This is a genomic window from Bradyrhizobium sp. CIAT3101 (assembly GCF_029714945.1).
In the GTDB taxonomy this organism is placed as follows: domain Bacteria; phylum Pseudomonadota; class Alphaproteobacteria; order Rhizobiales; family Xanthobacteraceae; genus Bradyrhizobium.
Genome location: NZ_CP121634.1, coordinates 8,197,824 through 8,218,955 on the forward strand (window position 1 = coordinate 8,197,824; position 21,132 = coordinate 8,218,955).

Below are 21,132 nucleotides of genomic sequence, written 5' to 3' on the forward strand. Positions count from 1 at the left end.
TCCACGGCCGGCTCAGGGCTTGCCGATCACCATCGCGATGGCGGCCGCCAGGAACGGGAACGGCACCGAGACCGCGCAGCGGAACCAGACGAAACGGGCCGGCATGAACGGGATTTCCCACAAAATCACCCGCTGGAAGGCGAACAGGGCCCAGGCCACGACATAGGCGACCACCTGGGGCACCCCGCCGCCCGACTTCAGCGCCACCGTGCCAATCGAAAAGCCGATCACGGGGCCGCCAGGCGTGGCGGCGCCGGCGACCACGGCGGTCGCAACCCCGAGCCAGCCGCTGTCCGGCCCGAGCCAGCCGGTGATCACCTCCTGCGGGATGATGGCGGCGATATAGCCGGAGCCGATCACGCCGAGCGCGATCCGCGGCACGATGTTGATGAAATCCATCGAGCCTTCGCGCAGCGAGGCCTTGAACACCGGAGGGCCGCGACGGAAGGCGATCAGGCCGACGCCGAACACCGAGCCCCACAGCAGGATATCGATGAGGAGCGCCGCGCTCACGCCGCCTCCTCGTCGCTGTCGCGCTTCGGATAGACCCGGACGTAGACGAAGCGGCCGAGCGCGCCGGCGAGCACCGGCAGCGGCAGCGAGATCAGGATCCGCCACAGCGTGAAGTCGGTGCCCATGATCGGGATTTCCCAGGCGACTGCGCGGCCGTAGCCGATCAAGGTCCAGCTCACGACCATGGCGATGGTGGCGCCGAAATCGGCGCCGACCGCGAGCAGCGCGCTCGCCACGGGATAGGCGGTGAAGGGACCGCCGGGCAGGATCGCACCGAAGGCGGTGCCGATCAGAAGGCCCATCAGGCCGGATTTAGGCCCAAGCGAGCGCGAGACTTTTTCGTGCGGCAGGATTTCCGAGATGAAGGCGCCGAGCAGGCAGCCCGCCAGTACGCGCGGCAGGATGCCGCCGAACAGCGAGAGGTCGTGGGTGAGAATGTCGAGAACGCCATCGGCGCCGTCGCGCCGCCAGACCAGCGCTGCACTCACTGCCACCAGCGCTGCGATGATGATCGTCGACCAGCCGATCGGCTTGCGGACACGCCCCGGCCGCGGCTCGGACTCAGCGTCCTCGGCAGGCGCAGGACTTTTCGGGGAAGAATCTGACAACGGGCTGGGTCGGCTCGAGGGTGATGCCTCTCCTGATTAAGGGCGCCGTCGAGGCGATGCAAACGGAACGATGACAGACCCGTGCGCGCACCGCGCAGGACTGGCTCATCAGTCAATTCCGCACAGCAAAAAGGCGGCCGCGTGAGCGACCGCCTTTCGTTTCTGACGGTGTAAGACTTACGCCTTGTCGAACAGGGACTCGACGTATTCCCAGTTCACGAGGTTCTCGACGAACGCCTTGAGATAGTCGGGACGACGGTTGCGATAGTCGATGTAGTAGGAGTGCTCCCAGACGTCGACGCCGAGGATCGGGGTCGCGCCGTGCACCAACGGATTCTCGCCGTTCGGGGTCTTGGCGATTTCGAGCTTGCCGTTCTTGACCTGGAGCCAGGCCCAGCCGGAGCCGAACTGGCCGACGCCGGCCGCCTGGAAGTCCGTCTTGAACTTCTCGAAGCCGCCGAGGTCCTCGTTGATCTTCTTCTCGAGCTTGCCCGGCAGCTTGGTGCCGCCGCCATTGGGCTTCATCCAGCTCCAGAAGTGGATGTGGTTGTAGTGCTGGCCGGCGTTGTTGAACACCGCGGGGTTCTTGCCGAACGAGCCCTTGACGATCTCTTCAAGGGACTTGCCTTCCCATTCGGTGCCCTTGAGCGCGTTGTTGCCGTTGGTGACGTAGGCCTGATGATGCTTGTCGTGGTGGAATTCCAGCGTCTCCTTCGACATGAACTGGCCGAGGGCGTCATAGGCGTAAGGGAGTGGGGGCAGCGTGAATGTCATGGGTTCTTGTCCGCAACTGGGTGGGGAACGTGTTCTAACGGTCACCCCTTATAGAAGGTTCCTGCGCCGTTAAATACCGCCAATTTGCGAAAAGGCGCGATTGCGACGGCATGGCCCGATTGCACAGCTTTCAGATCCCAGAAAAATATCATTGCCTTTGAAGCGCTTATGGCAGAACGAATGCGTCACGGAGCAGAGCTGCGAAAGCCATGAGCATCGAAATCGACATTTTGAACGGCGACGCCGCGTGGCCGATCGCCGAGCCGCTTTTCAAGGCAGTCTATCCGCGCGAGGTGGTGGAGAAGCTGCCTTGGGGCCATATCAAATGGGCGAATCCCGATCTCCGCGTGCTGATCGAGACTCCCGAGGACGGCCTCGTCTGCCATGTCGGCATCTATTTCCGCACCGTCACCTGGAATGGACAGAAGGTGCATGTCGGCGGCATCGGCGGCGTCTGCACGCGCGAGGATCGCCGGGGCCGCGGCTATGCCACCATGGCAATCGACGCGGCGGTGCATACGATGCGTGCCAACGAGGCGGTGCGCTTCGCGATCCTGTTCTGCGAGCCGCACAATGCCGCGTTCTACGAGGCGCGCAGCTGGCTGTCCTTCAAGGGCGAGGTCTATTGCGAGCAGCCGGAGGGGCGGATCCGCTTCACGCATACGGCGCCCTATGTGTTCAACATCGTCCGTGCGCCGACGCTCGGCACCATCGACCTCTGCGGCCTGCCCTGGTGAGACGCTCTCTGGGGCAAATGAACGCAGCAATGTGATTCCATCAGGCGTTGCACGATCCTGATTTGCTGCTATGGAGACGCCCTCCATTCCGAGGCCTTTCCATGTCCCGCAGATTCGCCATCTTCACCGTCCTCCTCGCTGCGCTGTCCGGCGCAACGGCTGCGCATGCGCAGAGCGCGGACGCGAGCGGGACCTGGCTCACCCAGGCCGGCGATGCGCGCGTAAAAATCAGCAAATGCGCCGGCGGCATCTGCGGCGTCATCGTCTGGCTGCGCGAGCCCACCGACACCGCGACCGGCCAGCCCGCGACCGACAGCAAGAATCCCAATCCCGCACTCGCCAGGCGCCCGATGATCGGACTGCCGCTGTTCGCCGGCATGCAGCCGTCCGGTCCGAACAAATGGTCGGGCCAGATCTACAATGCCGATGACGGCAGCACCTATGCGAGCAGCGTCTCCGTGACGGGCGCAGAGACGCTGCGCGTCGAAGGCTGCGTCGGCGCGCTCTGCGGCGGCGAAACCTGGACGCGAGCAGGTCGCTAGGTCGCGGCCGCCATCATCGCCTTCAGCGCCGTCGCCGCCGAGGCGTAGCCGCCCCGCGCGCCGTCGATGAAGTGGACGTGGTCGCTGCGCAGCGCCGAGGGCGTGAAGCAGGTCATCATCGCGGCATCCTGCTGGTAGAGGCCGTAGCGCACGACGCCGTCGCGCGCGGCGATCGCGAGACGATCGCTCAGCGCCCGCTCGAGCTCCGGCGTGCAGTCGAGGATCATGCGCAGTCCGTCGTCATATTTGCGGAAGTCGGAATTCTCGACCACCTGGCGCTTGTAGACCTTCGGCAGGAAGCCGCCGACCTTGATGTCGAAGCGCATCAGGACATAAGCGAAAAACGTGTAGGCGAGCAGGCCGGCGCGACGCTTGAGCAATGACCCGCCGCGGATCGCCCGCGCCTCGTAATCCAGGCCCTGCGGCGGCCATTTCAGCGGTGGCCCCTGCGGCGGCACGGGACGCCCGGACTCCGGACTGCGCTCGACGAGATGGATGATGTCCTCGATCACCTTGCGGAAGGCCTGCGCGTCGACGCCAGCAGCCGGCATCACCAGCACCGACAGGATCAGCCCGCGCGAGGCCGGTATCACCTCGAAGCGGCAGGACAGGCCGGAGAGATCGGGCTGCGCACCTGCGGGCGCCTCGGCGACGGCGAACTCGCCGCGCTTCATCGCGGCGTCGGCGAAGGCGAGCCCGCCGCCGGAGAACATCGCATAGGACAAATTGGCCGACGGACCGAAGCGCGCGACGCGCACGTCGAGACCCTTCGCACGGATGGCGCTCACCGGCACGAGCGCCACACGCATCTTGAGATCGAGGTCTTCCCGCACCCAGGTCGCCGTCGCAGCCAAAGCTTCGCGCGCCGCATCGAGGTCGTCCGGCGCGACCGCAAAACTGGCGCCGTCGCCGCCGAACACGAAAGGAAATTCGCGTCCCTCGAGCGCATTCGTCACCGCGGCGATCACGGCAGCGCCAGCCATGTTGACCGCCTTGTAGCGCTGCGCCGCAATCGCCTTGGTGGAATCGACGATGTCGGCGACGCCGATGCTCCAGTCCTCCGGCAGCGGCGAATAGAGCTTTGGCTCCATCAGGCTGGTGAAGCCGCGGAAGACAGGGATGCTGCCGTAAAAGGAGTCGCCTGGGATCATCGGATGATGCCGGATGGTTGGGAAGCGTCCGAACGAGATACGTGGCAGGATCGATCGGGGTTCGCGCCCCCTTCGATGCCCCGATCATTGGCCGAAATGGCGCCGGACAACAAGCTCGCTCCGCGCCGCAATGCCGCACGTCGTCATTGATCGGCATCAAACAGCCCGCCGGGGATGACGCTACGGTCGGACCGCCCCAGAAGCTTTCACGGGATCATCGAGGTGTCCGACATCATCAGTGCGGTCAAACTGCCGGAATGGCTCACCGCGGCCGTGGATGCCTGGGCGCGGGACCATCACCTGTCGCGCTCGGAAGCGATCTGCAAGCTGGTCAATTTCGGTCTCAGGATTGCGCCCGCGGCGCCGTCATCGGCGCACACGATCACGTCGGATGCGACGAGAATCGAGGAAATCGCGGTGAACGAGATCGAGAGCCTGCTCGATCCCGCTCTGCCCGCGGACGAACGCGAGCGCCGCATTCGCCGCCTGACCGAAGGGCCGCCGGAATTCTCGCACGCGCGGATTGATTTGCCGAAACATCAGACGTGAGCGCCGACGCGCGCTAATGCAGCTTCTCGTCCTGGCGCTTGCGCAGGGCCGATGCCGGCACGTCATGACAGCCGATCAGCCGCACGAATTGCTGCGGATACATTTCGTAGCCGTGGCTGCCGGAGTTTTGATGCGACATCGGCGGGCAGCGGGTATCGTCCAGCTTCGCGGGCGATGGCTCTGCAGACGTTTGACCGTGACTCGCAACGGTTGGCGTGACCATGGACTGCTCCCTGTCGTTTAGGGCAGTTCGATTGACGTAACCCAATCGAGCACGAGGCATCTTACGACCAAATCCGGCTCAATGTCATTGCGCCGGATCAACCCGATTGGGCCGACCGAGTTCCGTGTCAGGCCGTATTCCCGGCGTCGATCGTGAACACGGTGCCGGTCACGTTACGGCCGCCCTCGCCGAGCAGATACTCTACCATGCGCGCGACGTCGTCGGTCTCCGGCAGGCGGCGCAGTGCGCTGCGGCCGGCGATGCGTTTGCGGCTTTCGTCGGAGAGATTGTGCGTGAGTTCGGTATCGATGAAGCCGGGCGCGATCGCGTTCACGGTGATGCCGAGCTTGCCGACCTCGCGCGCGAGCGAGCGGGTGAAGCCGGTCGCGGCGGCCTTGGTCGCGCCGTAAACGGACAAGCCGTTGTAGCCGGTCGTCGCAATGATCGAGGAGATGTTGATGATGCGGCCGGCGCCATCCGCCATCATCTGGCGCGCGACATATTTGGTGAGGATGATCGGCGACAGCACGTTGAGCTGTACCAGCGACTCGATCTCCGAATTGTGCATGGTTGCGAGCAGGCCCTCGGTGCCGAGGCCGGCATTGTTGATGAGGCCGTAGGTCGGGCCGAACTCGTCGCGCACCAGTTTCGCAAAGGCCGGAATCGCATCGATCACGGCGAGGTCGCAGGCGCGGAAATGCAGGCGGCCCTCGGAGACGGCGATCGCGGCCTTGAGCTCGTCGCTCTCGCGCCGCGCGGCCGCGATCACATTGTAGCCGGCGCTGACCAGCCGCTTGCCGATCGAAAGGCCAATGCCGCGGCTGCCGCCGGTGACGAGAACATTATGCATCGGTGCGCGCCAGTTTGCCGGCCGGGGTGACGTCGAGCGCCTCGACGAAGCGGATCACCGCCGGCACCTTGTGGGACGCCAGCTGCGCGCGGCACTGGTCCAGGATCTGGTCGCGAATGTCCTTCGCGCGCGCCTGGTCGGTCCCATCGGCGAGAATCACGTCGGCGACGACGATGCCGCCCGTGATCGGACTGCGCCGAGATTTCGCCCGCGACATCCGCACGTCGGGATGACGGTTGATGGCCGCCTCGATCTCCTCGGGATGAACTTTCAGCCCGCCGATATTGATGATGCCGCCGCGGCGGCCGACGAAATAATAGCGGTCGCCACGCAATTCGACGATATCGCCACTGTCGACGAAACCGTCGCCATCGGTGAGCGCAGCCGCGTTGCGGCCGATGTAAGCGTGTGCCGTCCGCGTCGAGCGGATGCGCAGCGAGCCGTCGACGACCTTCATCTCGACGCCGTTACGGTTGCCGAGATAGTTCGCCGGAAAACCCTCGAGCCCGTCATTGACGGCGAAGCCGACGCCGGCCTCGGTCGAGGCATAGGCATGACCGACGGAGGAATTGGGGAATGCCGCCTTGAGGCCGTCGAGCACCGCCTGGTCGGCGATCTCGCCGGAGAGGCGGACATAGCCGGGCGCGAACTGCGCGGCCGAGCCGCTCATCAGAAGCTTGCGCCAGTGCGAGGGCGTGCCGGAGATGTGCGAGACCCCGCGCGCGTTCAGCCGTGCGACGTGATCGGCGAGCGCCTCGTGCGGATCCGACAGCACCATCGAGCCGCCGGAGAGGACGGCGCGGAGGAAGATCTGCAGGCCGCCATAGCGGCGGATGTCGTAGAAGGTGGCCCAGACCGGAGCCGGGCCCTTGGCGGGGCCTTCGGCGACGATGGCGCCGGTGAGCGCTTCCAGCGTGTGGCCGACGATTTTGGGCACGCCCGATGTGCCCGAGGTCAGCATCAGCCATTCGGTCGCACGCTCGGTCTGCGCAGGCGCCGTGGCTTGAAGCGGCAATCGGGCGATAACGACCAGCGACACGCCGGTCGCGGCCCAGCGATCGGGCTCGTCGGTGACGACAGCATCGATGCCGGCATCGGCGATGAGCGCGTCCAGATGCGCAGGATTGAGATCCGGCGGGCATAGCAGCATGCGACGGGCGATGCCGTCGAGCTCGATCATGGCGAGGCCCGAGCGGAGCTGGTCCGACAGTTTCAGGAGGACCGCGCGGCCGGACAGCTCGCGCAGGCGGCCACCGAGGACCGTCTGCGACAGGATGTCGGTCAGCGACACGACATCGTGCGCATCCGACAGTGTCCGCCCTTTCAGCTCCGCGCCGAGATGATCACGGAGCGCGAAGATCTCACGCGGGGACATTTTCGTAGGCCCGCACGAAATCACCCACGGTGGCGGGGAACGCTGCGTCCTCGGAAATGGTGAAGGGATCGACGCCGGTCTCGTCCTCGAGACGCGCGACCAGGATCGCGAAAGCGAGCGAGTCAAAGCCCGTCTCGTGCAGGGACAGATCGTCCGAAAGTGCGGGAAGCGTGACGTGCTGCTCTTTTGCGATCTGCTGGATCGCTTCAATGACCTTGGATCGTACCGACATGGCTGGCTCGCCTCTGACTTTAGTTAATCGATCGTGTTTCTTGCGGCGGCTCTCGATGACCGCCTCCCCTTGCCCGTGGGTTTACCGGACAGAAGTAAATGGCCTCTTGGACAATTCAGATAAAATTGGACCTATCTCGCGATTTTGCTTCCGTTACAGCCGGATCGTACCGTCCACGACCTGCGCATACGTCTTCCCATCCAGCGCAACATAAGCGCCGGATTTCGGCTCCAGCATGAACAGCGGATCCGTCACCGCGCCTGGATCAAAGCCCTCGCGCGCGAGCTCCCCCTTCTTCTGCTTGAATGTCTCGGTCGCATCGAGCTCGCGCGAGATGCGGATGAAGACCGGGCGGGCATAGGCCGGCAGCCGCTGCGCGAGATGCGCAGACAGCGCGGCGATGTCAAAGCCCTCGTTCACGACGATCGCGCTCATGCCGGCGCGGCCATCGGCACCGGGAATGCTGACGCCATAGGTGGTGGCATCGACCACGCCGGTGAAATCGCGCACGGCGTCGTTGACCTCGGAGGTCGCGACGTTCTCGCCCTTCCACCGGAAGGTATCGCCGATACGATCGACGAAATGAAAGAAGCCCTTGTCGTCGAGCTGCATCAGATCGCCGGTGCGGAACCAGGCATCGCCCTTGGCAAAGACGTTGCGCAAAATCTTCTTCTCGGTCTCGCCCGCGTCGGTATAGCCCTCGAAGCGGCCACCGCCCTCGTCCGCCCTGCCGATGCGACCGATGGCCTCGCCCGGCTCACCGCGGGCACAGGCCAAGCAAAAGCCTTCGTCATTGCGCAGCGGCGCGCCGCTGTCGGGATCGAGCTTGACGAGACCGGCGGGAAAGCGATGCGCGAGCAGCGGCGGGATGCGGCCGATGGCGCCCGGCTGCCCCTCGACGTTGAACAGCGAGAAATTGCCTTCGGTCGCGGCGTAGAATTCGAGGATGCGGGGAATGGCGAAACGGCCCTGGAAATCCTCCCAGATATCGCCGCGCAGGCCATTGCCGCAGACGAGCCGCAGGCGATGGCGGTTTTCGTATTCCGACGGCGGCGCCTTGAGCAGATAGCGGCAGAGCTCGCCGATATACTGAAACAGGGTGCAGTCGTGCCGCACGATGTCGGGCCAGAAGTTCGACGCCGAGAATTTTTCGGCGACCACCACCGAACCACCAGCCGCGAGCATGCTGCACGGCGCGACGATGCCGCCGACCGAGTGGAACAGCGGCAGGCAATCGTAGAGACGGTCCTGCGGTGTCGCGCCGGTGAGGCCGGCGAACCAAAAACCCCAGTTGAGGATGCGGCGATGGCTGATGCTGGCAGCCTTCGGCAGGCCGGTGGTGCCGGAGGTATAGATCAGCAGCGCGCGGTCATCGATGGTGACGTCGCCGTGCTCCTCCGGCAACAACGCCTCGTCGTCGAGCGCGGCGAGCGCAACATCGATCGCACGCTCGCTGCGGGCATCGCCATGGGTCCAGACCTTGGCGTCGGTCTTCAGGTGCGGCGCCGCGCTCTCCAGCGTCTCCGAGAGGTCATGCGCGACGATGATGTGCGAGGGCTTTGCGACATCGATGCAATGCGCGAGAGATTGCCCGACGAGCCTGGTGTTGATCAGCGCCACCACGCCGCCAACACGGCTGATGCCGAGCCAGGCCGCGACATAATCGATGCCGTTCGGCAAGATCAGGCCGACAGTATCCCCCTTGGCGACGCCGACCGAGAGTGCCCAGCGCGCATAGCGATTGATGCGCTTCGACAGGCCGTCATAGTCGAGGCTTGCGTCGTCCGTGACCAGCGCGACGCGGTCGGGCTGGCGACGTGCCCAATCGTCGACGACGTCGGCGAAGAGCCGGCCCGGCAGCGTCTCGATCCGCGCCGTCAGCTCGATCGCCTTCAGCCAGATCTTTGAAGCCGAAGGCGCGCGCGCGGCTTTCGTTTGCTCGATGACGCCGGTGGTCATGCCGTTCATTCTTTCGGGCGGTATCTGCTTGTTCCCGGCAGCTTAGCGCGCGTGCCCTGCCCAGGTGTTAAGAGACAAGGTAAAACTCGGTTAGCTCTCGATTAACTGCGATCATCCTTTACCAAGCCGACGGGAACGTCGTGCGGCCCGGCGCGATTCTTGCGATAGCAACGCCAGTCATTCGAGCGTGCTGCGCGCGTCCTCTCGCCCCGCGAGAGATGAACTGGAGGCCATCATGATCACCAGGCGACATTTCCTTCAGACCGCGGCCTGCGCCGCAGCCACGCTCGCGACTCCGCGCGCCTTTGCGATCGGCAACCCGTCCTATCCCTCGCGCAGCGTGAAATGGGTGGTGCCCTATGCACCGGGCGGCGCCACCGATGTGCTGTCACGTCTGATCTGCCAACGGCTGTCCGACTGGCTCGGCCAGACCTTCGTGGTCGAGAACAAGCCTGGTGCCGGCAGCAATATCGGCACGCAGGCGGTGATCACGTCGGCGCCGGACGGCTACACGCTGCTGCTGACCTCGACTGCGAATGCGATCAACGCATCGTTCGATCCGGCGTTGCCCTATGATTTCGCCAAGGGCATCGCGCCGGTCGCCGGCGTTGCGCGGATTCCGCTGGTGCTGGTCGTCAACAACGACTTGCCGGTCAAGAGCGTTGCCGACTTCATCGCCTACGCCAAGGCTAATCCCGGCAAGATGTCGATCGCCTCGTCCGGCATCGGCACCTCGCTGCATCTCTCCGGCGAGCTGTTCAAGTCGATGGCCGGCGTGCAGTTCACCCACGTGCCCTACCGTGGCTCCGCACCGGGCCTGACCGACGTGATGAGCGGCCAGATCCAGGGCATGTTCGACAACGTCACCTCGTCCTTCGAGCTGGTGCGCGCCGGCAAGCTGCGTGCGCTCGGCGTCACCACGGGCGAGCGCTCGGAGATCTTGCCTGAGGTACCACCGATCGCCGGCACGCTTCCCGGCTACGAGACATCCTCGTTCTACGGCGTCGGCGCCCCCTACGACACGCCGCGCGAGATCGTCGACCTGCTCAATCGCGAGGTCGACACGGCGCTGTCCGACGCCGAGATCAAGGCGCGCATCGCCGAGCTCGGCGCGATCCCGCTACACGGCAATGCAGGCGAGTTCGGCGGCATGCTGACCGCCGAGACCGAGCGCTGGCGCAAGGTGGTGGAGCTGTCGGGGATCCGGAAGGAATAACCTCTTCCACGCGTCAGGCGGATTGATTGCTTGGTCGAACAATCCGCCGGACATCGCATCCACAGTCCGTCAGTACACCGTCTTGTGACGCTTGCGCGCCGGAGGCTGCTGCCGATCGAAGGCGTAATAGGGGTTGACGTCACACATCGCGGAAAGGCCCGATGCCGTCGCGCGGCACTGCTCAATTGATGTAAACGAGCAATCGTACCAGTCGCTGGCGCCGCCGTGAGGGCCGCCCGACCAGATGTGCATGCACACCGGATAACGCGGGTCGTAACGCTGGGCGCTGGCAGAAGTCGCGACGAAAAGCGCTGCGATGGCGGTGAGGGTCAGGACAGGGAGGCGCATCGGACATTTCCTCGAATAGGTGGCGTCGACGGATCTGATGCCGACGGCCTCCTATGACACAACGCTACGCCCGAGGCGACTGTTCCTGGGGACAATGACGGCAAGGTGAGCGCGCCGTGGCGCTACCCACCCAGCCCCTGCAGCACGAGACGATTCAGCCTTGCCGCAAACGCGGCCGGATCTTCCGGCAGCTCGCCATCCAGAATCTGCGCCTGTTCGAGCAGGAGCAGGCTGAGGTCATCGACCGTGTTCGAGCCGGCTTGGGCCTTGGTGATCGCCGTGACCATGGGGTGGCGCAGATTGATCTCCAGGATCGGCTTGGTGCGCATGCCGCGGTTCTGCTGCGCCAGCAGGCGCTCGAGCTCGCGGCTTGGACCCTGGCTGTCGGCGACGAGGCAGGAAGCGGAGCTGGTGAGGCGGGTCGAGGCCTTGACGTCGCTGACGCGCTCGCCAAGCGCCGCCTTGATCACCGCGATGGTGGCGGCCTCGTCGGCCTCGGGCTCGTCCTTCTTCGTCTCGTCCTTGTCGTCGACGCGCGGGATCAGGTCGAGATTGAGATCGCCCTGGCTCAGCGACTTCAGCGGCTTGCCCTCGAACTCCGTCGGCATCGAGGTCCAGAACGCATCGACCGGATCGGACAGCAGCAGCACCTCGATGCCGCGCGCGGCGGCGGCTTCCAGCCGCGGACTGGACTTCAGCCGCTCGATGCTGTCGCCGACGAGATAATAGATCTCGGTCTGGTTCGGCTTGAAATCGGCGACGATGTCCTTGAGCGCGCGTTTCTCGCCGGTCGTGGTGGTGAAGCGAGACAGCGCGAGCAGCTTTTCCCGGCGCTCGAAATCTTCGTAGATGCCCTCTTTCAGCACCGCGCCGAAAGCGTCCCAGATCTTTGCGAAATTCTCGGCGTCCTTCTCGGCGAGGCTTTCGAGCTCGTTGACGACGCGGGTCGCCACGGCCTTGCGGATCTGCGCCAGCTGCGGGTTGTTCTGGAGCATCTCGCGCGAGATGTTGAGCGGGAGATCTTCGCTGTCGACGACGCCGCGGATGAAGCGGAGATAGCCCGGCAGGAGATCCGCATCGTCGGTGATGAAGACGCGGCGGACATAGAGCTTGACGCGGCCCTTGCGGTTCGGCTCGAACAGGTCGAACGGCTTGGTCGACGGCGCGAACAGCAGCACGGCATAGGAGTAGCGCCCCTCGGCGCGATAATGCAGCGTCATCGCGGGATCGTCGAAGGCAGACGCGATCTGCTGGTAGGCCTTCTTGTAGTCTTCCGTCGAAAGCTCGGATTTCGAACGCTGCCACAGCGCGCTCGCCGAATTGATCTGGCGCGGTTCGCCTTCTTCCGGCACCAGCTCGATCGGGAAGAGGATGTTGTCGGAATAGGCGCCGACGATGCGCTCGATCTCGTAGGTCTCGAGATATTTCTTCGCGTCGTCCTTCAGGTGCAGGACGATCTCGGTGCCGCGCGCCACACGCGCCGCCTCCTCCTCGCTCGCGCGTGCGATCTCGAAGCCGGAGCCGCCTGACGACGTCCAGGTCCAGACGTCGCTCTCGCCGGCACGGCGGCTGACGACGACGATCTTGTCGGCGACCATGAAGGCGGAATAGAAGCCGACGCCGAACTGGCCGATCAGGCCGAGGCCGTCCTTGGCCTCCTTCAGCTTCGACACGAAGGCCTTGGTGCCGGAGCGGGCGATGGTGCCGAGATGATCGATCAGCTCCTGCCGCTCCATGCCGATACCGTTGTCGGCGATCGTCAGCGTCCCTGCCGTCTTGTTCGGGATGATCCGGATCTTGGGCGCGTCGCCCTCACCCAGCAGGGCCGGATTGGCGATCGCCTCATAGCGCAACTTGTCGCAGGCATCCGAGGCGTTGGAGACCAGCTCGCGCAGGAAGATGTCGGTCTCCGAATAGACGGAGTGCACCATCAGGTGCAGCAGCTCGGAAACCTCGGCCTGGAAAGGCTGCGTATGCGTGGCCGTATCGGACGTCGTCATGCGTTTACCCGGTCAATCGGAAGTGGAGAAACCCGGGATATAACGCGATGGGATAGGGGATCAAGTGGACGTGCAAAGCCGCCCCCCAGGCGGAGGGGCGGTTTGGCAGGTAGGGACGGGCCCGATCAGGTCACGCAGCGGCCGGGCTGCAGCAGCTTGGCGACCTCGGTCAGGGAGCTCACCATCGGCTCACACGCGATGGTCGGCTTGCGGCCCGGCTTCAACAGCATGGTTGAGGGCTTGGCATTGCCGGTCTCGACCACCGCGGGGACCCGGATCAGCACGGACGTGTCGGCCAGATCGTTCAGCCGCATCGAGACGGTGCGGGTCGGAGCGGCCGCCGGCTTGAGGTCGGCGAGCCGGTCGGACTTGCTGGCGCGATTGACGTCATGACTTGCGACATTCCGACCCGAGGTCTGGCCCGGCTGCTCGGCGAGAGCCTGCCAGCGTTCGGCCAGATCGTGGCCGGAGGCAAGCTGAACGGCGCCGACCTGAACGGCGCAAAGCGTCGCGGCGATGGCGACGGCACCCAAAAATACCTTTTGAATCTGTGGCATGGCTGTCGGTCCCTCGCCCCATGGCGATCACGGGAACAACGCGAGGAGAGGACAGGAGTTTCCCAGAGGTTAAGATCACTTAACCGTGTGCCAAATTCACGCCAGGCCGCACAAAAAATTTTGCAGCCGCCTGGAACGACTCCCGCGCCTGGGAGTCGTCTCAACAGCCGGCTATTCCCCCCTGCCCCATAAGCCGGCGACGTAGGGCGCGACTGTGGTGATGCCAGTCGCGCCTTACTTTTTTCTGCTGATATTCTGCATCTTTTGACTACCGCCCCACCAGCCGCCCCACCATTGTATCTGCTCGTACCGGAACTTCATGCATTACTTGGACCGCGGTCGGGCGCGACCAAAGGTCTCGCGCGCTTTGAAGAGATGCCAGGCTGGGTTACGGGATTGGTAGCTGTACGCGCGCGGGCCGAGAATGTTGCAAGGAGCTCACCGTGCTGAGGTGAGCTCGCATCCTTGGTCGACCAAACACCGCATCCCAAAAATCGGTTTGCTACAAAACGTCTTCGATGCCGTCAGCCTTTGAACAACTGGCGTCGAGTAGGGAGTGGAGTGAGCGCACAAGCACGAGTCGGCGACGTCCGACGGTTCTGGTATCGAGCTGTCCCGCCCCTATCAATTCATAGAGTTTGGTTCGACCCAAGCCGGTCGCTTGGCACGCTTCGTCGATCGTACAGGTCAAGCGCTCGGCGAATGGTATTTTTCTTAGATCTGAAGCCTTCGAAGTGGACAGACTGTCTATAATCTGTTCTCCGCGGTTTCTCTGTTCCTGGTCCCGACGCATAGGCCACCCTATTAGACTCATCGGGATGAGAGTTGCTGTGCGACCCAAATCCGTCAATGCGAACACGCGCGGGCTGTCGCGTGCGCTAGCGCACGTCAGCGGTGACTAGAAAGAGAGCGGATATCAGTTTCGGGGCGCAATTCTTTAGCTCCGTCATCGCCGTCGCAAGTCTGCGGGAAGCGGCCGGCCCGCATGACTTGAGCGCCAGAGCACCAAACTTGCGAATTCTTGGCGGAGCCATCGTGCGCCCCCCGATCTCGGAGAGATCCAAATCCGTGCGGATTCCCCTCGATGTCGCCCAGCGTTGCGAGATGATCTCGCCCACCATTCCGATTTGAAGTCGTCCACCCTCCGAGATGAGGTCGCCCGCCATTCCGGGATGATGTCGCCCGGGTGACGATGCCTCTTCCGGCTCCCATAGGGTCATCCCTTTCGGCTCTGCGAAGGGGGACCCTTGATGCCGACGGAGAGGCTTGCGATGCGCCATGTGCTCGATGTGATTGGGATGAAGGCGGCCGGGCTGCCGAGCCGCAAGATTGCGCGGCGGGTCGGGCACCCCCACTCGACGGTGCGGCTGACGATCCGGCGGTTCGAGGCGGCGAGCCTGACCTGGCCGTTGCCCGGCAAGCTCACGGACGCGGCCCGGAGGCACGCCTGTTTAGTCCGAACACCCCACGTGAGAGTTTCAAGGAAGCATTCCGTGTCGGCTGGCTTCATGAGGAAGAAGTTTGGCTGGACATGCTTGATCGAAGGAACACGACGTCGCACGTTTACCTGACTAAAGAACTCGCAGAGGAAAACTACGACGATATCGTCAAGGTGACGCCAATACTCCGAGGCGCACTTGATTTTCTTATCGCTCGTTATGCAAGCCTTTAGACGCGACAAACGAAGCGGCACAGTCAACGCAACAAACTCAGCAATAACTCCGCCCCATTACGAACGGCCAGCAGCTTCGCCTGCCTGATCGGGAGCTGCATGCACGATGACGATGGATTTGTAGGGTTCATCCCATCGCGCAGTGTTCCGGCAGATCTATTATGCATCTTTGCCGACCGCTTACCTCCAGTGCCTTGGACGCCAACTCCTCTGCTGTCTCCCTTCGACGCGATACATGCTGCGGCGGATACGCATAAAACACCACAGCCGTATCGCGCGCCTCGGGCGGACTGATGACAAGTGAACATTCGTGTTCCGGATCACGCCAGTTACTTTCAACCTTCTTCTTCAACTGCGCCAGGAGCTCCTCGATCTTCCTCTGCTCCTCCCAACTCGCACATCGTAACAAGTCCGTCGTCACCGTCGACCAACCGGAAAACGAGCGGCTTTCGATCGCGATGATGAGCGTGGAAAAATAGGGGCTAAGTTTTGGCGCTGGCTTTTAAGTACACCCCCCGCATCCCGGCTGTTGTAATAGGGATCGATGGGCGCGGACGTTCCGGTCAGGGCGAGTGAAACCCCCTCTTTTTCGAGATCGCCAACGTTGAAGCCTGTTTCGAGATAGAAGGCGAGAAAATCCATCTCATCGCCGAATAATCGGCATTGCGCGGTGGTTCTACAACGGCTGATATGCTGCTGGATACCGACTCGTTCGATCGGCCGCGCACATTCAGGTTTTGGCACATGTCCGACTACTGGCATCTAACCCGCACACATCTTGAAAAAGGTGCCGCCCTTTTGGCATCCGGCGACGACGATGATCTCGTCTATGCTTGCCTGGAACTACGCAAATCGCTCGAGGCATACGCTTACAGCTTACTTCAAAAGTATCTCAGCGAAGTGCCGTTGCGAGCGGTAGAGACCTGGCAACCCGACAAGGTGCTGAAGGAATTGCTTGCAATCGATCCCAATTCGAAAGCCAGCTACAAGCTTCGCGTGAAACGGAATGCCACCGAAAACGAGGAGAACGGTGCCTGGAAGGTGCTCGGAGAGGACCGAAGGTTGCCGATCGGCTACTTGCGCAACAGTTACCATGCTCTGGGCAGCTTCCTGCATGTTCCTACAATTCGTCAGTCCGCTCGCTTAGCTGATTTCGCGCCTGCGCGTGCAAGAGCTCTCGAAATTCACAATCGAATTTCAGCGATATTGGCTCCCGGCCGGATCATTGGAAATCTTGGAAATCTCTATCATTTCAATTGCTGCGAGTGTGAAACCCCCGTTGCGCGACGTCGAGAGTTCATTCTATCCGGCGGGACCGTGGAGTGTGGCAACTGCGGACAAACCTATGATGTTGAAAACGAAGAAAGCGGCCATATTCGTTTCATTCCCCGAAGCTTCTCTTGGATTGTCCGCGCTGCGGGGCATTTCAGGACATCGTCCAGAGCCAAGCGAAAGAAGGTATCGACGTTACTTGTAAGGCTTGCTCACTGCCAACAACATTGCATTTCGAAAGAGTCGGACGCATCCAATATGATGCTACTTTGATTGACCAATCGGGCGAAGGCGAGGCCAAAACCAAGTAGCTCAAATCAGTACTTAGTGCGGACATACGTTCCGTAAGTGCCATAGCACTGGTAGCCCGCCCGGTTCTTATGCGGTCGCAGCGCGCTGTCATGAGTCTTGCGTTCGAACAGCTTGCCACATACCGAGCAACGGAAGACATAAGTCGGCCCTGAGCTTGAGGTGCGGCGACGCCGCGAAGTCCGGGTGGTCTGTATCCCCGTCGATCGAGATGTCTGTGGAATGGATTGAAATCCGGTCGGCGTCAGCTCAATCGGATAGCGCGGCGCAAACGTTCGTTGCGTCGGCTTCCCGAACTTTGCAGTCGGCAAGCCGCCAGACCGTCTCCTCGTTCGCCCGCTTATAGCGGTGGTACTGAGTCATGCCGATCGGCGAAGCCGGCTTCAAAACTCCGAACTTCGCGATCAACCTGGCCAGGCTGGTCGTCGGCGCCGTGGTTCGGACGACTCAAGTACGCAGAAGAATTTTTTGCAGCAAGCGATCGGTTTCCGACAGTTGATCTAACCTGAGCAGAAAAAGGTCATGCAGCCAAGCTATGTGGAATTGAAGTCTCTCGCGTGCCCGCAAGTCGCCGACACTCTCAGTGATGTTCTCTAAGGTCTTGAGAGATTCGCGCAGTATCTCAACGCTTTGTCGCAGCGTTTCACAGTGTCTTCTAGTCTCTTCGATACGATGGCTTCTCGCGCCGCCGAAGGGAAACGCGACAATATTTCCGCCTGCAGATTCGGACGAGGCCTCCACGATGCTCGTCGATTCTTCTGGGATCTTGATCGTCATCTCAGGTTTCGCTCAAAGCGCCTGCTGTTTCAGCCCCAGCCTACATGAACTGCGCTTCAGCCGCGTTCTGTGGTTCGAAAGCATTTGTCCGGATGCGAACAACTGCGTTGCGGCTTAAGCAAATCCGCGCCATCGGCCCGGAGCTAATCCAGCTCGATGATGGGCTCAGCCGCCCCGTTTGCATGCAGGACTGACTGGTGCATTGCTCGACTGGCGATGGGATTGAGCCAGCTCGTTCCCAAGGCGCATCAGGTTGTACTGCAGCCAGAGCCGTTGCCCCAAGTCCCGCCTGCTGCGCCGAAACAAGGCCTCGGCATACATGCCCATACGGAGTCGGTAGAAATGGCACGCCATATCCTACTCCTAACAGCTGCGGCAGATCCGGATGAATTCGCTTTGCCGGACTACAAGCAGCCGGCTCAGTCCCGAACGCTTACGCTTGCCCATGCAGAGTAGAGGTATTTCGCACCGAGTGAATGCAACAACTCTGGGATAGGCGCTCAGATTCTGCATTTAGAAGTGCTTCTTCGACGGATTTCACCGCCCATCTACTCGATGCCGGTTTCGGCGATGTCAAAGCCGGGGTCGTCCGAAAAGGATACGGTTCGCAAACATCGATCCTCAGTTTGAATTCACCGTCGACGCGCGGAAGATCCGTGCCCCATTCGCACTATGCATCTTGCGATTGTTCTTACAACATGCCACAATCCGGCTTTATTTGAGGTTTCCATGCGCGCATATTGCCTCTCTCTGATATTTTCATGCCTGCTGATCACAGCTGCGCACGCATGGGGCCAGGAAGGCCATTCGATTGTCGCCGAGATCGCGCAGCGGCGGCTCTCACCTGAAGCGGCCGATGCCGTCGGGCGAATACTGGGGCGCGGCCATTCGCTTGCCTCGGTCGGCAGTTGGGCCGACGATGTGCGCGACGCTCGCCCCTCGACGTACAACTGGCATTTCGTCGACATTCCCATCGCCCGCAGCACCTACGATGCTGGCGCGGACTGCAAGCAGGACCCGGAGAAAGGTGACTGCACGATTGCGGAGCTCGAGCGGCTTAAGACCGAGCTTCGGTGCGGATCCACTGACAAAAAGATTGAGGCGCTCAAGTTTGCTGTGCATTTCGTGGGAGACGCCCACCAACCCCTGCACACGGTGCTGGAGGAGCGAGGCGGAAACGGTGTGCAGGTCGACATCTTTATGCAGGGCAAGAGCTGCACGGGTACATGCCATCCGACCCACAATCATTCAAACTTTCATGCAGCCTGGGATACCGGCCTCATCATGAAGACGGTCTGGGACTGGGGCGCCTACGTGGACCGCCTTGAAGATGGATGGCTGCAGAGCGAAGAAGCTAAGGCACTCGCGATAGGAACGCCCACCGACTGGATCCTTGAAACCCACGTTGCGGCTCAGTCCGTCTGGAATGCCGTGCCCGATAACAAAGTTCTCGACGACAACTACTACAATGAAGTCCTGCCGGTGCTGGATCGCCAGCTCGGCAAAGCGGGGATCCGGCTCGCGGCATTCCTGAACAACGCTTATGCGTCCAACGCCTGCCCGGCGCAATGACCCTCGCTCTTGGCTGGAGACACCAATGCGAACGCTGCCGCTTGTACTCGTGGTTGCCGCGATGGCAGCTTTTGGAGCAAAGGCTGGTGCCGAGGCTATCACTTCATGCACCCAGTCGGGCACCTGCTTTTGCGTAAACGCCGACCTGCTTCCTGCCATTCAGGAACGGGTCACAACGATCCGCGCGCGACTGAGCAGTGAGCGCACCACCGGCAAAGCGACCGGATATATCAGCATTCCAATATCAACGCTCGAAGGGTCCTATCTCAAGGTAAATCTCGATGTCGCAAGCGACGTCAAGCAGCGCCTCGAGACGAAGTTCGGAGCGAACTCGCTGTGGATGCTCAACCCAGGCGAAAAGAGCTGGACGCTTCCCGACGGCGCCGGCGGGGCCGACTACATGCTGATGTGGACACGGGTTCTGGAAGGCGCGGCGGGTGATGGCTCGGATTTTGATTTTGTCTACTTCACTGGCCCTGACGATTTCAAACGAGGCTTGAGGCTTGCCGATACCGATGTGATGGCACAGCTCGAGGCCGAGTATGACAAACGTGCGGCCGACGACCCTCAAATCAAAGTCGTCGATAAGCGCTTGTTCAGGAATTATTACGCCCTGCGCGCCTCAGTCGCCTTTAGCCTCGGATCGCATGATGAGTGGAACATCGTCCGCGGCATCAACGAGAGGCGGCGTCACGCCGGTCCCGCGGCCATTGCCCGCCAATGGGCGGTCTGGTTCGACGGCCAACCGGTATCTCCATCACAGTATGAGACGCAGGCTGCCCCCGGTTATGCAGGGAATTGCCCGTTGAAGTGAGTATTTGCCGGCTCGTGTTTCATTGAGGAGCAGACATGCGCAAGATTGCTGGATTGGCTGGAGCAACTGCTATTGGCGTTCTGCTCGGATGCGGGCAATGCCTTGCGTGGGGAAATGAAGGCCACGAAATCATCGGCGCCGTCGCGGCCGCCATTCTCCAACAGGAGAGCCCGGAAACTCTCAAACGCGTAAAGACCCTGCTCCGGAGAGACCAGGGCGACTTGACCGATCATGACATCGCAAGCGAGGCAACCTGGGCGGACGCCTTCGCGAGAGCAGTCCGGAGGCCAGGGCCGCCACGCGTGAGTGGCACTTCGTCGATATAGACCTCGATCATCCCGATCTCGACAAAGCCTGCTTCGGCAAGCTGGCGGCTGAAGACGTTGCCAGCCAGGGAAATCCACATGACTGCGTCGTTCACAAGATTGATCAATTCAAAACCGAGCTGGCCGATCCGGACACACCGAAAAAGGAGCAATTGCTTGCCCTGCAATTCCTGCTTCATTTCGTCGGTGACGTACACCAACCGCTCCACGCATCGACGCATGTCGATTCCGATACGGGGAATGAAGATTTTGGAGGAAACTGCGTCGGCATTCTTCATGGCCGCGCGACTGTTCCGGTAAGGTTGCACGCCTATTGGGACACGAATCTGGTTCAGAAGGCACTTGGCAAGGATGTCGACGAGGCGGCCGACACCGTCTCACAGCTTCTTACGAAGGCGAATATCCAGAAGTGGAGCGGAGGTACGGCTAGCGACTGGGCCACAGAATCCTTTCAGATCGCCAAAGGCAAGGTGTACGCGGGAGCCATTGATCAGGAGCCCGAGCAAACTGACTTTGAATTCAAGGATCGTCATGGGAAGCCGGACACCCGGTGCGGTCCATCAAAGGTCTTTCGTGTCGATGCAAACTACGATGATCGTGCCGTTGCGGTGGTCAAGGAGCAGATTGCGAAGGCGGGGCTCCGTCTTGCAAGATTGCTGCAGGAAGCCTTGGAATGAGCACGGCACGGGCGTTCGTCTTGCCCGCTACAAGGCGAGCTTGACGAGCACACCGGGATCGACCAGCAATTGATTCCTT

At 62.1% G+C, this 21,132-nt stretch carries 23 protein-coding genes; 8 read left to right on the forward strand and 15 right to left on the reverse strand.

Features of this window, described 5'->3' with window-relative positions:
* Nucleotides 1-12: 12 nt before the first annotated feature.
* The 3 genes from QA645_RS38345 to QA645_RS38355 all read right to left on the reverse strand — a co-directional run bounded on the left by QA645_RS38345 (nt 13) and on the right by QA645_RS38355 (nt 1,895).
* The gene (locus tag QA645_RS38345) at nt 13-513 is read right to left on the reverse strand and encodes a hypothetical protein (RefSeq protein ID WP_211381293.1); all 501 of its coding nucleotides are present in this window, start codon (nt 511-513) and stop codon (nt 13-15) included.
* The gene (locus tag QA645_RS38350; RefSeq protein WP_283046230.1) at nt 510-1,121 is read right to left on the reverse strand and encodes a permease; all 612 of its coding nucleotides are present in this window, start codon (nt 1,119-1,121) and stop codon (nt 510-512) included. Before QA645_RS38350 ends, QA645_RS38345 begins: the two co-directional genes overlap by 4 nt.
* Nucleotides 1,122-1,298: 177 nt before the next feature.
* Entirely contained in the window at nt 1,299-1,895 is a 597-nt protein-coding gene (locus tag QA645_RS38355; protein WP_063985730.1) for a superoxide dismutase, read from the reverse strand.
* A 209-nt stretch (nt 1,896-2,104) separates the two neighbouring features.
* Here QA645_RS38355 and QA645_RS38360 point away from each other — a divergent pair, with 209 nt between their 5' ends.
* Entirely contained in the window at nt 2,105-2,632 is a 528-nt protein-coding gene (locus tag QA645_RS38360) for a GNAT family N-acetyltransferase (protein ID WP_254195772.1), read from the forward strand.
* A gap of 101 nt (nt 2,633-2,733) precedes the next feature.
* Complete coding sequence (locus tag QA645_RS38365; RefSeq protein WP_283046231.1) at nt 2,734-3,174, forward strand: DUF2147 domain-containing protein; 441 nt, start codon at nt 2,734-2,736, stop codon at nt 3,172-3,174.
* Here QA645_RS38365 and QA645_RS38370 read toward each other — a convergent pair.
* Entirely contained in the window at nt 3,171-4,325 is a 1,155-nt protein-coding gene (locus tag QA645_RS38370) for a DUF3095 domain-containing protein (RefSeq protein WP_283046232.1), read from the reverse strand. The genes QA645_RS38365 and QA645_RS38370 overlap by 4 nt on opposite strands.
* Nucleotides 4,326-4,499: 174 nt before the next feature.
* Between QA645_RS38370 and QA645_RS38375 the strand changes: the two genes are divergently transcribed.
* On the forward strand, nt 4,500-4,874 hold the full coding sequence (locus QA645_RS38375) for a hypothetical protein (protein WP_283046233.1): 375 nt from the start codon (nt 4,500-4,502) through the stop codon (nt 4,872-4,874).
* A 13-nt stretch (nt 4,875-4,887) separates the two neighbouring features.
* Here QA645_RS38375 and QA645_RS38380 read toward each other — a convergent pair whose 3' ends face one another.
* From QA645_RS38380 to QA645_RS38400, 5 genes are all read right to left on the reverse strand, one after another.
* Nucleotides 4,888-5,097 carry a hypothetical protein gene (locus QA645_RS38380; protein ID WP_254134611.1) on the reverse strand — a complete coding sequence of 70 codons (210 nt, stop codon included), beginning with the start codon at nt 5,095-5,097 and terminating at the stop codon, nt 4,888-4,890.
* Nucleotides 5,098-5,224: 127 nt separating this feature from the next.
* Nucleotides 5,225-5,947: an SDR family NAD(P)-dependent oxidoreductase gene (locus QA645_RS38385; protein ID WP_283046234.1), complete on the reverse strand. Its 723-nt coding sequence runs from the start codon at nt 5,945-5,947 to the stop codon at nt 5,225-5,227.
* Nucleotides 5,940-7,322: a fatty acid--CoA ligase family protein gene (locus QA645_RS38390; RefSeq protein ID WP_283046235.1), complete on the reverse strand. Its 1,383-nt coding sequence runs from the start codon at nt 7,320-7,322 to the stop codon at nt 5,940-5,942. Before QA645_RS38390 ends, QA645_RS38385 begins: the two co-directional genes overlap by 8 nt.
* On the reverse strand, nt 7,309-7,554 hold the full coding sequence (locus tag QA645_RS38395) for an acyl carrier protein (RefSeq protein ID WP_015688794.1): 246 nt from the start codon (nt 7,552-7,554) through the stop codon (nt 7,309-7,311). The genes QA645_RS38390 and QA645_RS38395 overlap by 14 nt, the downstream gene beginning before the upstream one ends.
* A 153-nt stretch (nt 7,555-7,707) precedes the next feature.
* A complete protein-coding gene (locus QA645_RS38400; RefSeq protein ID WP_283046236.1) occupies nt 7,708-9,522 on the reverse strand; it encodes a long-chain-acyl-CoA synthetase in 1,815 nt (604 codons plus the stop codon).
* 226 nt (nt 9,523-9,748) lie between these two features.
* Between QA645_RS38400 and QA645_RS38405 the strand changes: the two genes are divergently transcribed.
* Nucleotides 9,749-10,729: a tripartite tricarboxylate transporter substrate binding protein gene (locus QA645_RS38405; protein ID WP_283046237.1), complete on the forward strand. Its 981-nt coding sequence runs from the start codon at nt 9,749-9,751 to the stop codon at nt 10,727-10,729.
* Between the two features lie 69 nt (nt 10,730-10,798).
* Here QA645_RS38405 and QA645_RS38410 read toward each other — a convergent pair whose 3' ends face one another.
* The 4 genes from QA645_RS38410 to QA645_RS38425 all read right to left on the reverse strand — a co-directional run bounded on the left by QA645_RS38410 (nt 10,799) and on the right by QA645_RS38425 (nt 15,948).
* Nucleotides 10,799-11,077, reverse strand: coding sequence for a DUF3551 domain-containing protein (locus QA645_RS38410; protein WP_254195780.1), 279 nt, complete (start codon nt 11,075-11,077; stop codon nt 10,799-10,801).
* 122 nt (nt 11,078-11,199) lie between these two features.
* Nucleotides 11,200-13,077 (reverse strand): molecular chaperone HtpG, encoded by a 1,878-nt coding sequence (gene htpG / locus QA645_RS38415; protein WP_283046238.1) that lies wholly within the window; start codon nt 13,075-13,077, stop codon nt 11,200-11,202.
* A 125-nt stretch (nt 13,078-13,202) separates the two neighbouring features.
* Nucleotides 13,203-13,634, reverse strand: a complete 432-nt coding sequence (locus tag QA645_RS38420) for a hypothetical protein (protein WP_254134618.1) — start codon at nt 13,632-13,634, stop codon at nt 13,203-13,205.
* Nucleotides 13,635-15,723: 2,089 nt separating this feature from the next.
* Nucleotides 15,724-15,948 carry a hypothetical protein gene (locus tag QA645_RS38425; RefSeq protein WP_283046239.1) on the reverse strand — a complete coding sequence of 75 codons (225 nt, stop codon included), beginning with the start codon at nt 15,946-15,948 and terminating at the stop codon, nt 15,724-15,726.
* 102 nt (nt 15,949-16,050) lie between these two features.
* Between QA645_RS38425 and QA645_RS38430 the strand changes: the two genes are divergently transcribed.
* Complete coding sequence (locus tag QA645_RS38430; RefSeq protein ID WP_283046240.1) at nt 16,051-16,851, forward strand: hypothetical protein; 801 nt, start codon at nt 16,051-16,053, stop codon at nt 16,849-16,851.
* 483 nt (nt 16,852-17,334) lie between these two features.
* Here the strand turns inward: QA645_RS38430 and QA645_RS38435 are convergent, their stop codons facing one another.
* Complete coding sequence (locus tag QA645_RS38435) at nt 17,335-17,664, reverse strand: hypothetical protein (RefSeq protein ID WP_283046241.1); 330 nt, start codon at nt 17,662-17,664, stop codon at nt 17,335-17,337.
* A 729-nt stretch (nt 17,665-18,393) separates the two neighbouring features.
* Between QA645_RS38435 and QA645_RS38440 the strand changes: the two genes are divergently transcribed.
* Both QA645_RS38440 and QA645_RS38445 read left to right on the forward strand, forming a co-directional pair.
* On the forward strand, nt 18,394-19,236 hold the full coding sequence (locus QA645_RS38440) for a S1/P1 nuclease (RefSeq protein WP_283046242.1): 843 nt from the start codon (nt 18,394-18,396) through the stop codon (nt 19,234-19,236).
* A 25-nt stretch (nt 19,237-19,261) separates the two neighbouring features.
* Nucleotides 19,262-20,050, forward strand: a complete 789-nt coding sequence (locus QA645_RS38445) for a hypothetical protein (protein WP_283046243.1) — start codon at nt 19,262-19,264, stop codon at nt 20,048-20,050.
* Here the strand turns inward: QA645_RS38445 and QA645_RS38450 are convergent.
* Nucleotides 20,023-20,283: a hypothetical protein gene (locus QA645_RS38450; RefSeq protein WP_283046244.1), complete on the reverse strand. Its 261-nt coding sequence runs from the start codon at nt 20,281-20,283 to the stop codon at nt 20,023-20,025. The genes QA645_RS38445 and QA645_RS38450 overlap by 28 nt on opposite strands.
* 89 nt (nt 20,284-20,372) lie before the next feature.
* Between QA645_RS38450 and QA645_RS38455 the strand changes: the two genes are divergently transcribed.
* Nucleotides 20,373-21,053 (forward strand): S1/P1 nuclease, encoded by a 681-nt coding sequence (locus tag QA645_RS38455; RefSeq protein ID WP_283053506.1) that lies wholly within the window; start codon nt 20,373-20,375, stop codon nt 21,051-21,053.
* The last annotated feature ends 79 nt before the right edge of the window (nt 21,054-21,132 follow it).

What these genes read in the sequence shown, in the direction of transcription:
- QA645_RS38355 (WP_063985730.1), bottom strand. Translation starts at nt 1,895, where the DNA reads ATGACATTCACGCTGCCCCCACTCCCTTACGCCTATGACGCCCTCGGC.
- QA645_RS38360 (WP_254195772.1), top strand. Translation starts at nt 2,105, where the DNA reads ATGAGCATCGAAATCGACATTTTGAACGGCGACGCCGCGTGGCCGATC.
- QA645_RS38365 (WP_283046231.1), top strand. Translation starts at nt 2,734, where the DNA reads ATGTCCCGCAGATTCGCCATCTTCACCGTCCTCCTCGCTGCGCTGTCC.
- QA645_RS38370 (WP_283046232.1), bottom strand. Translation starts at nt 4,325, where the DNA reads ATGATCCCAGGCGACTCCTTTTACGGCAGCATCCCTGTCTTCCGCGGC.
- QA645_RS38375 (WP_283046233.1), top strand. Translation starts at nt 4,500, where the DNA reads ATGACGCTACGGTCGGACCGCCCCAGAAGCTTTCACGGGATCATCGAG.
- QA645_RS38380 (WP_254134611.1), bottom strand. Translation starts at nt 5,097, where the DNA reads ATGGTCACGCCAACCGTTGCGAGTCACGGTCAAACGTCTGCAGAGCCA.
- QA645_RS38385 (WP_283046234.1), bottom strand. Translation starts at nt 5,947, where the DNA reads ATGCATAATGTTCTCGTCACCGGCGGCAGCCGCGGCATTGGCCTTTCG.
- QA645_RS38390 (WP_283046235.1), bottom strand. Translation starts at nt 7,322, where the DNA reads ATGTCCCCGCGTGAGATCTTCGCGCTCCGTGATCATCTCGGCGCGGAG.
- QA645_RS38395 (WP_015688794.1), bottom strand. Translation starts at nt 7,554, where the DNA reads ATGTCGGTACGATCCAAGGTCATTGAAGCGATCCAGCAGATCGCAAAA.
- QA645_RS38400 (WP_283046236.1), bottom strand. Translation starts at nt 9,522, where the DNA reads ATGAACGGCATGACCACCGGCGTCATCGAGCAAACGAAAGCCGCGCGC.
- QA645_RS38405 (WP_283046237.1), top strand. Translation starts at nt 9,749, where the DNA reads ATGATCACCAGGCGACATTTCCTTCAGACCGCGGCCTGCGCCGCAGCC.
- QA645_RS38410 (WP_254195780.1), bottom strand. Translation starts at nt 11,077, where the DNA reads ATGCGCCTCCCTGTCCTGACCCTCACCGCCATCGCAGCGCTTTTCGTC.
- htpG (WP_283046238.1), bottom strand. Translation starts at nt 13,077, where the DNA reads ATGACGACGTCCGATACGGCCACGCATACGCAGCCTTTCCAGGCCGAG.
- QA645_RS38420 (WP_254134618.1), bottom strand. Translation starts at nt 13,634, where the DNA reads ATGCCACAGATTCAAAAGGTATTTTTGGGTGCCGTCGCCATCGCCGCG.
- QA645_RS38425 (WP_283046239.1), bottom strand. Translation starts at nt 15,948, where the DNA reads ATGGATTTTCTCGCCTTCTATCTCGAAACAGGCTTCAACGTTGGCGAT.
- QA645_RS38430 (WP_283046240.1), top strand. Translation starts at nt 16,051, where the DNA reads ATGTCCGACTACTGGCATCTAACCCGCACACATCTTGAAAAAGGTGCC.
- QA645_RS38435 (WP_283046241.1), bottom strand. Translation starts at nt 17,664, where the DNA reads ATGACGATCAAGATCCCAGAAGAATCGACGAGCATCGTGGAGGCCTCG.
- QA645_RS38440 (WP_283046242.1), top strand. Translation starts at nt 18,394, where the DNA reads ATGCGCGCATATTGCCTCTCTCTGATATTTTCATGCCTGCTGATCACA.
- QA645_RS38445 (WP_283046243.1), top strand. Translation starts at nt 19,262, where the DNA reads ATGCGAACGCTGCCGCTTGTACTCGTGGTTGCCGCGATGGCAGCTTTT.
- QA645_RS38450 (WP_283046244.1), bottom strand. Translation starts at nt 20,283, where the DNA reads ATGATCGGTCAAGTCGCCCTGGTCTCTCCGGAGCAGGGTCTTTACGCG.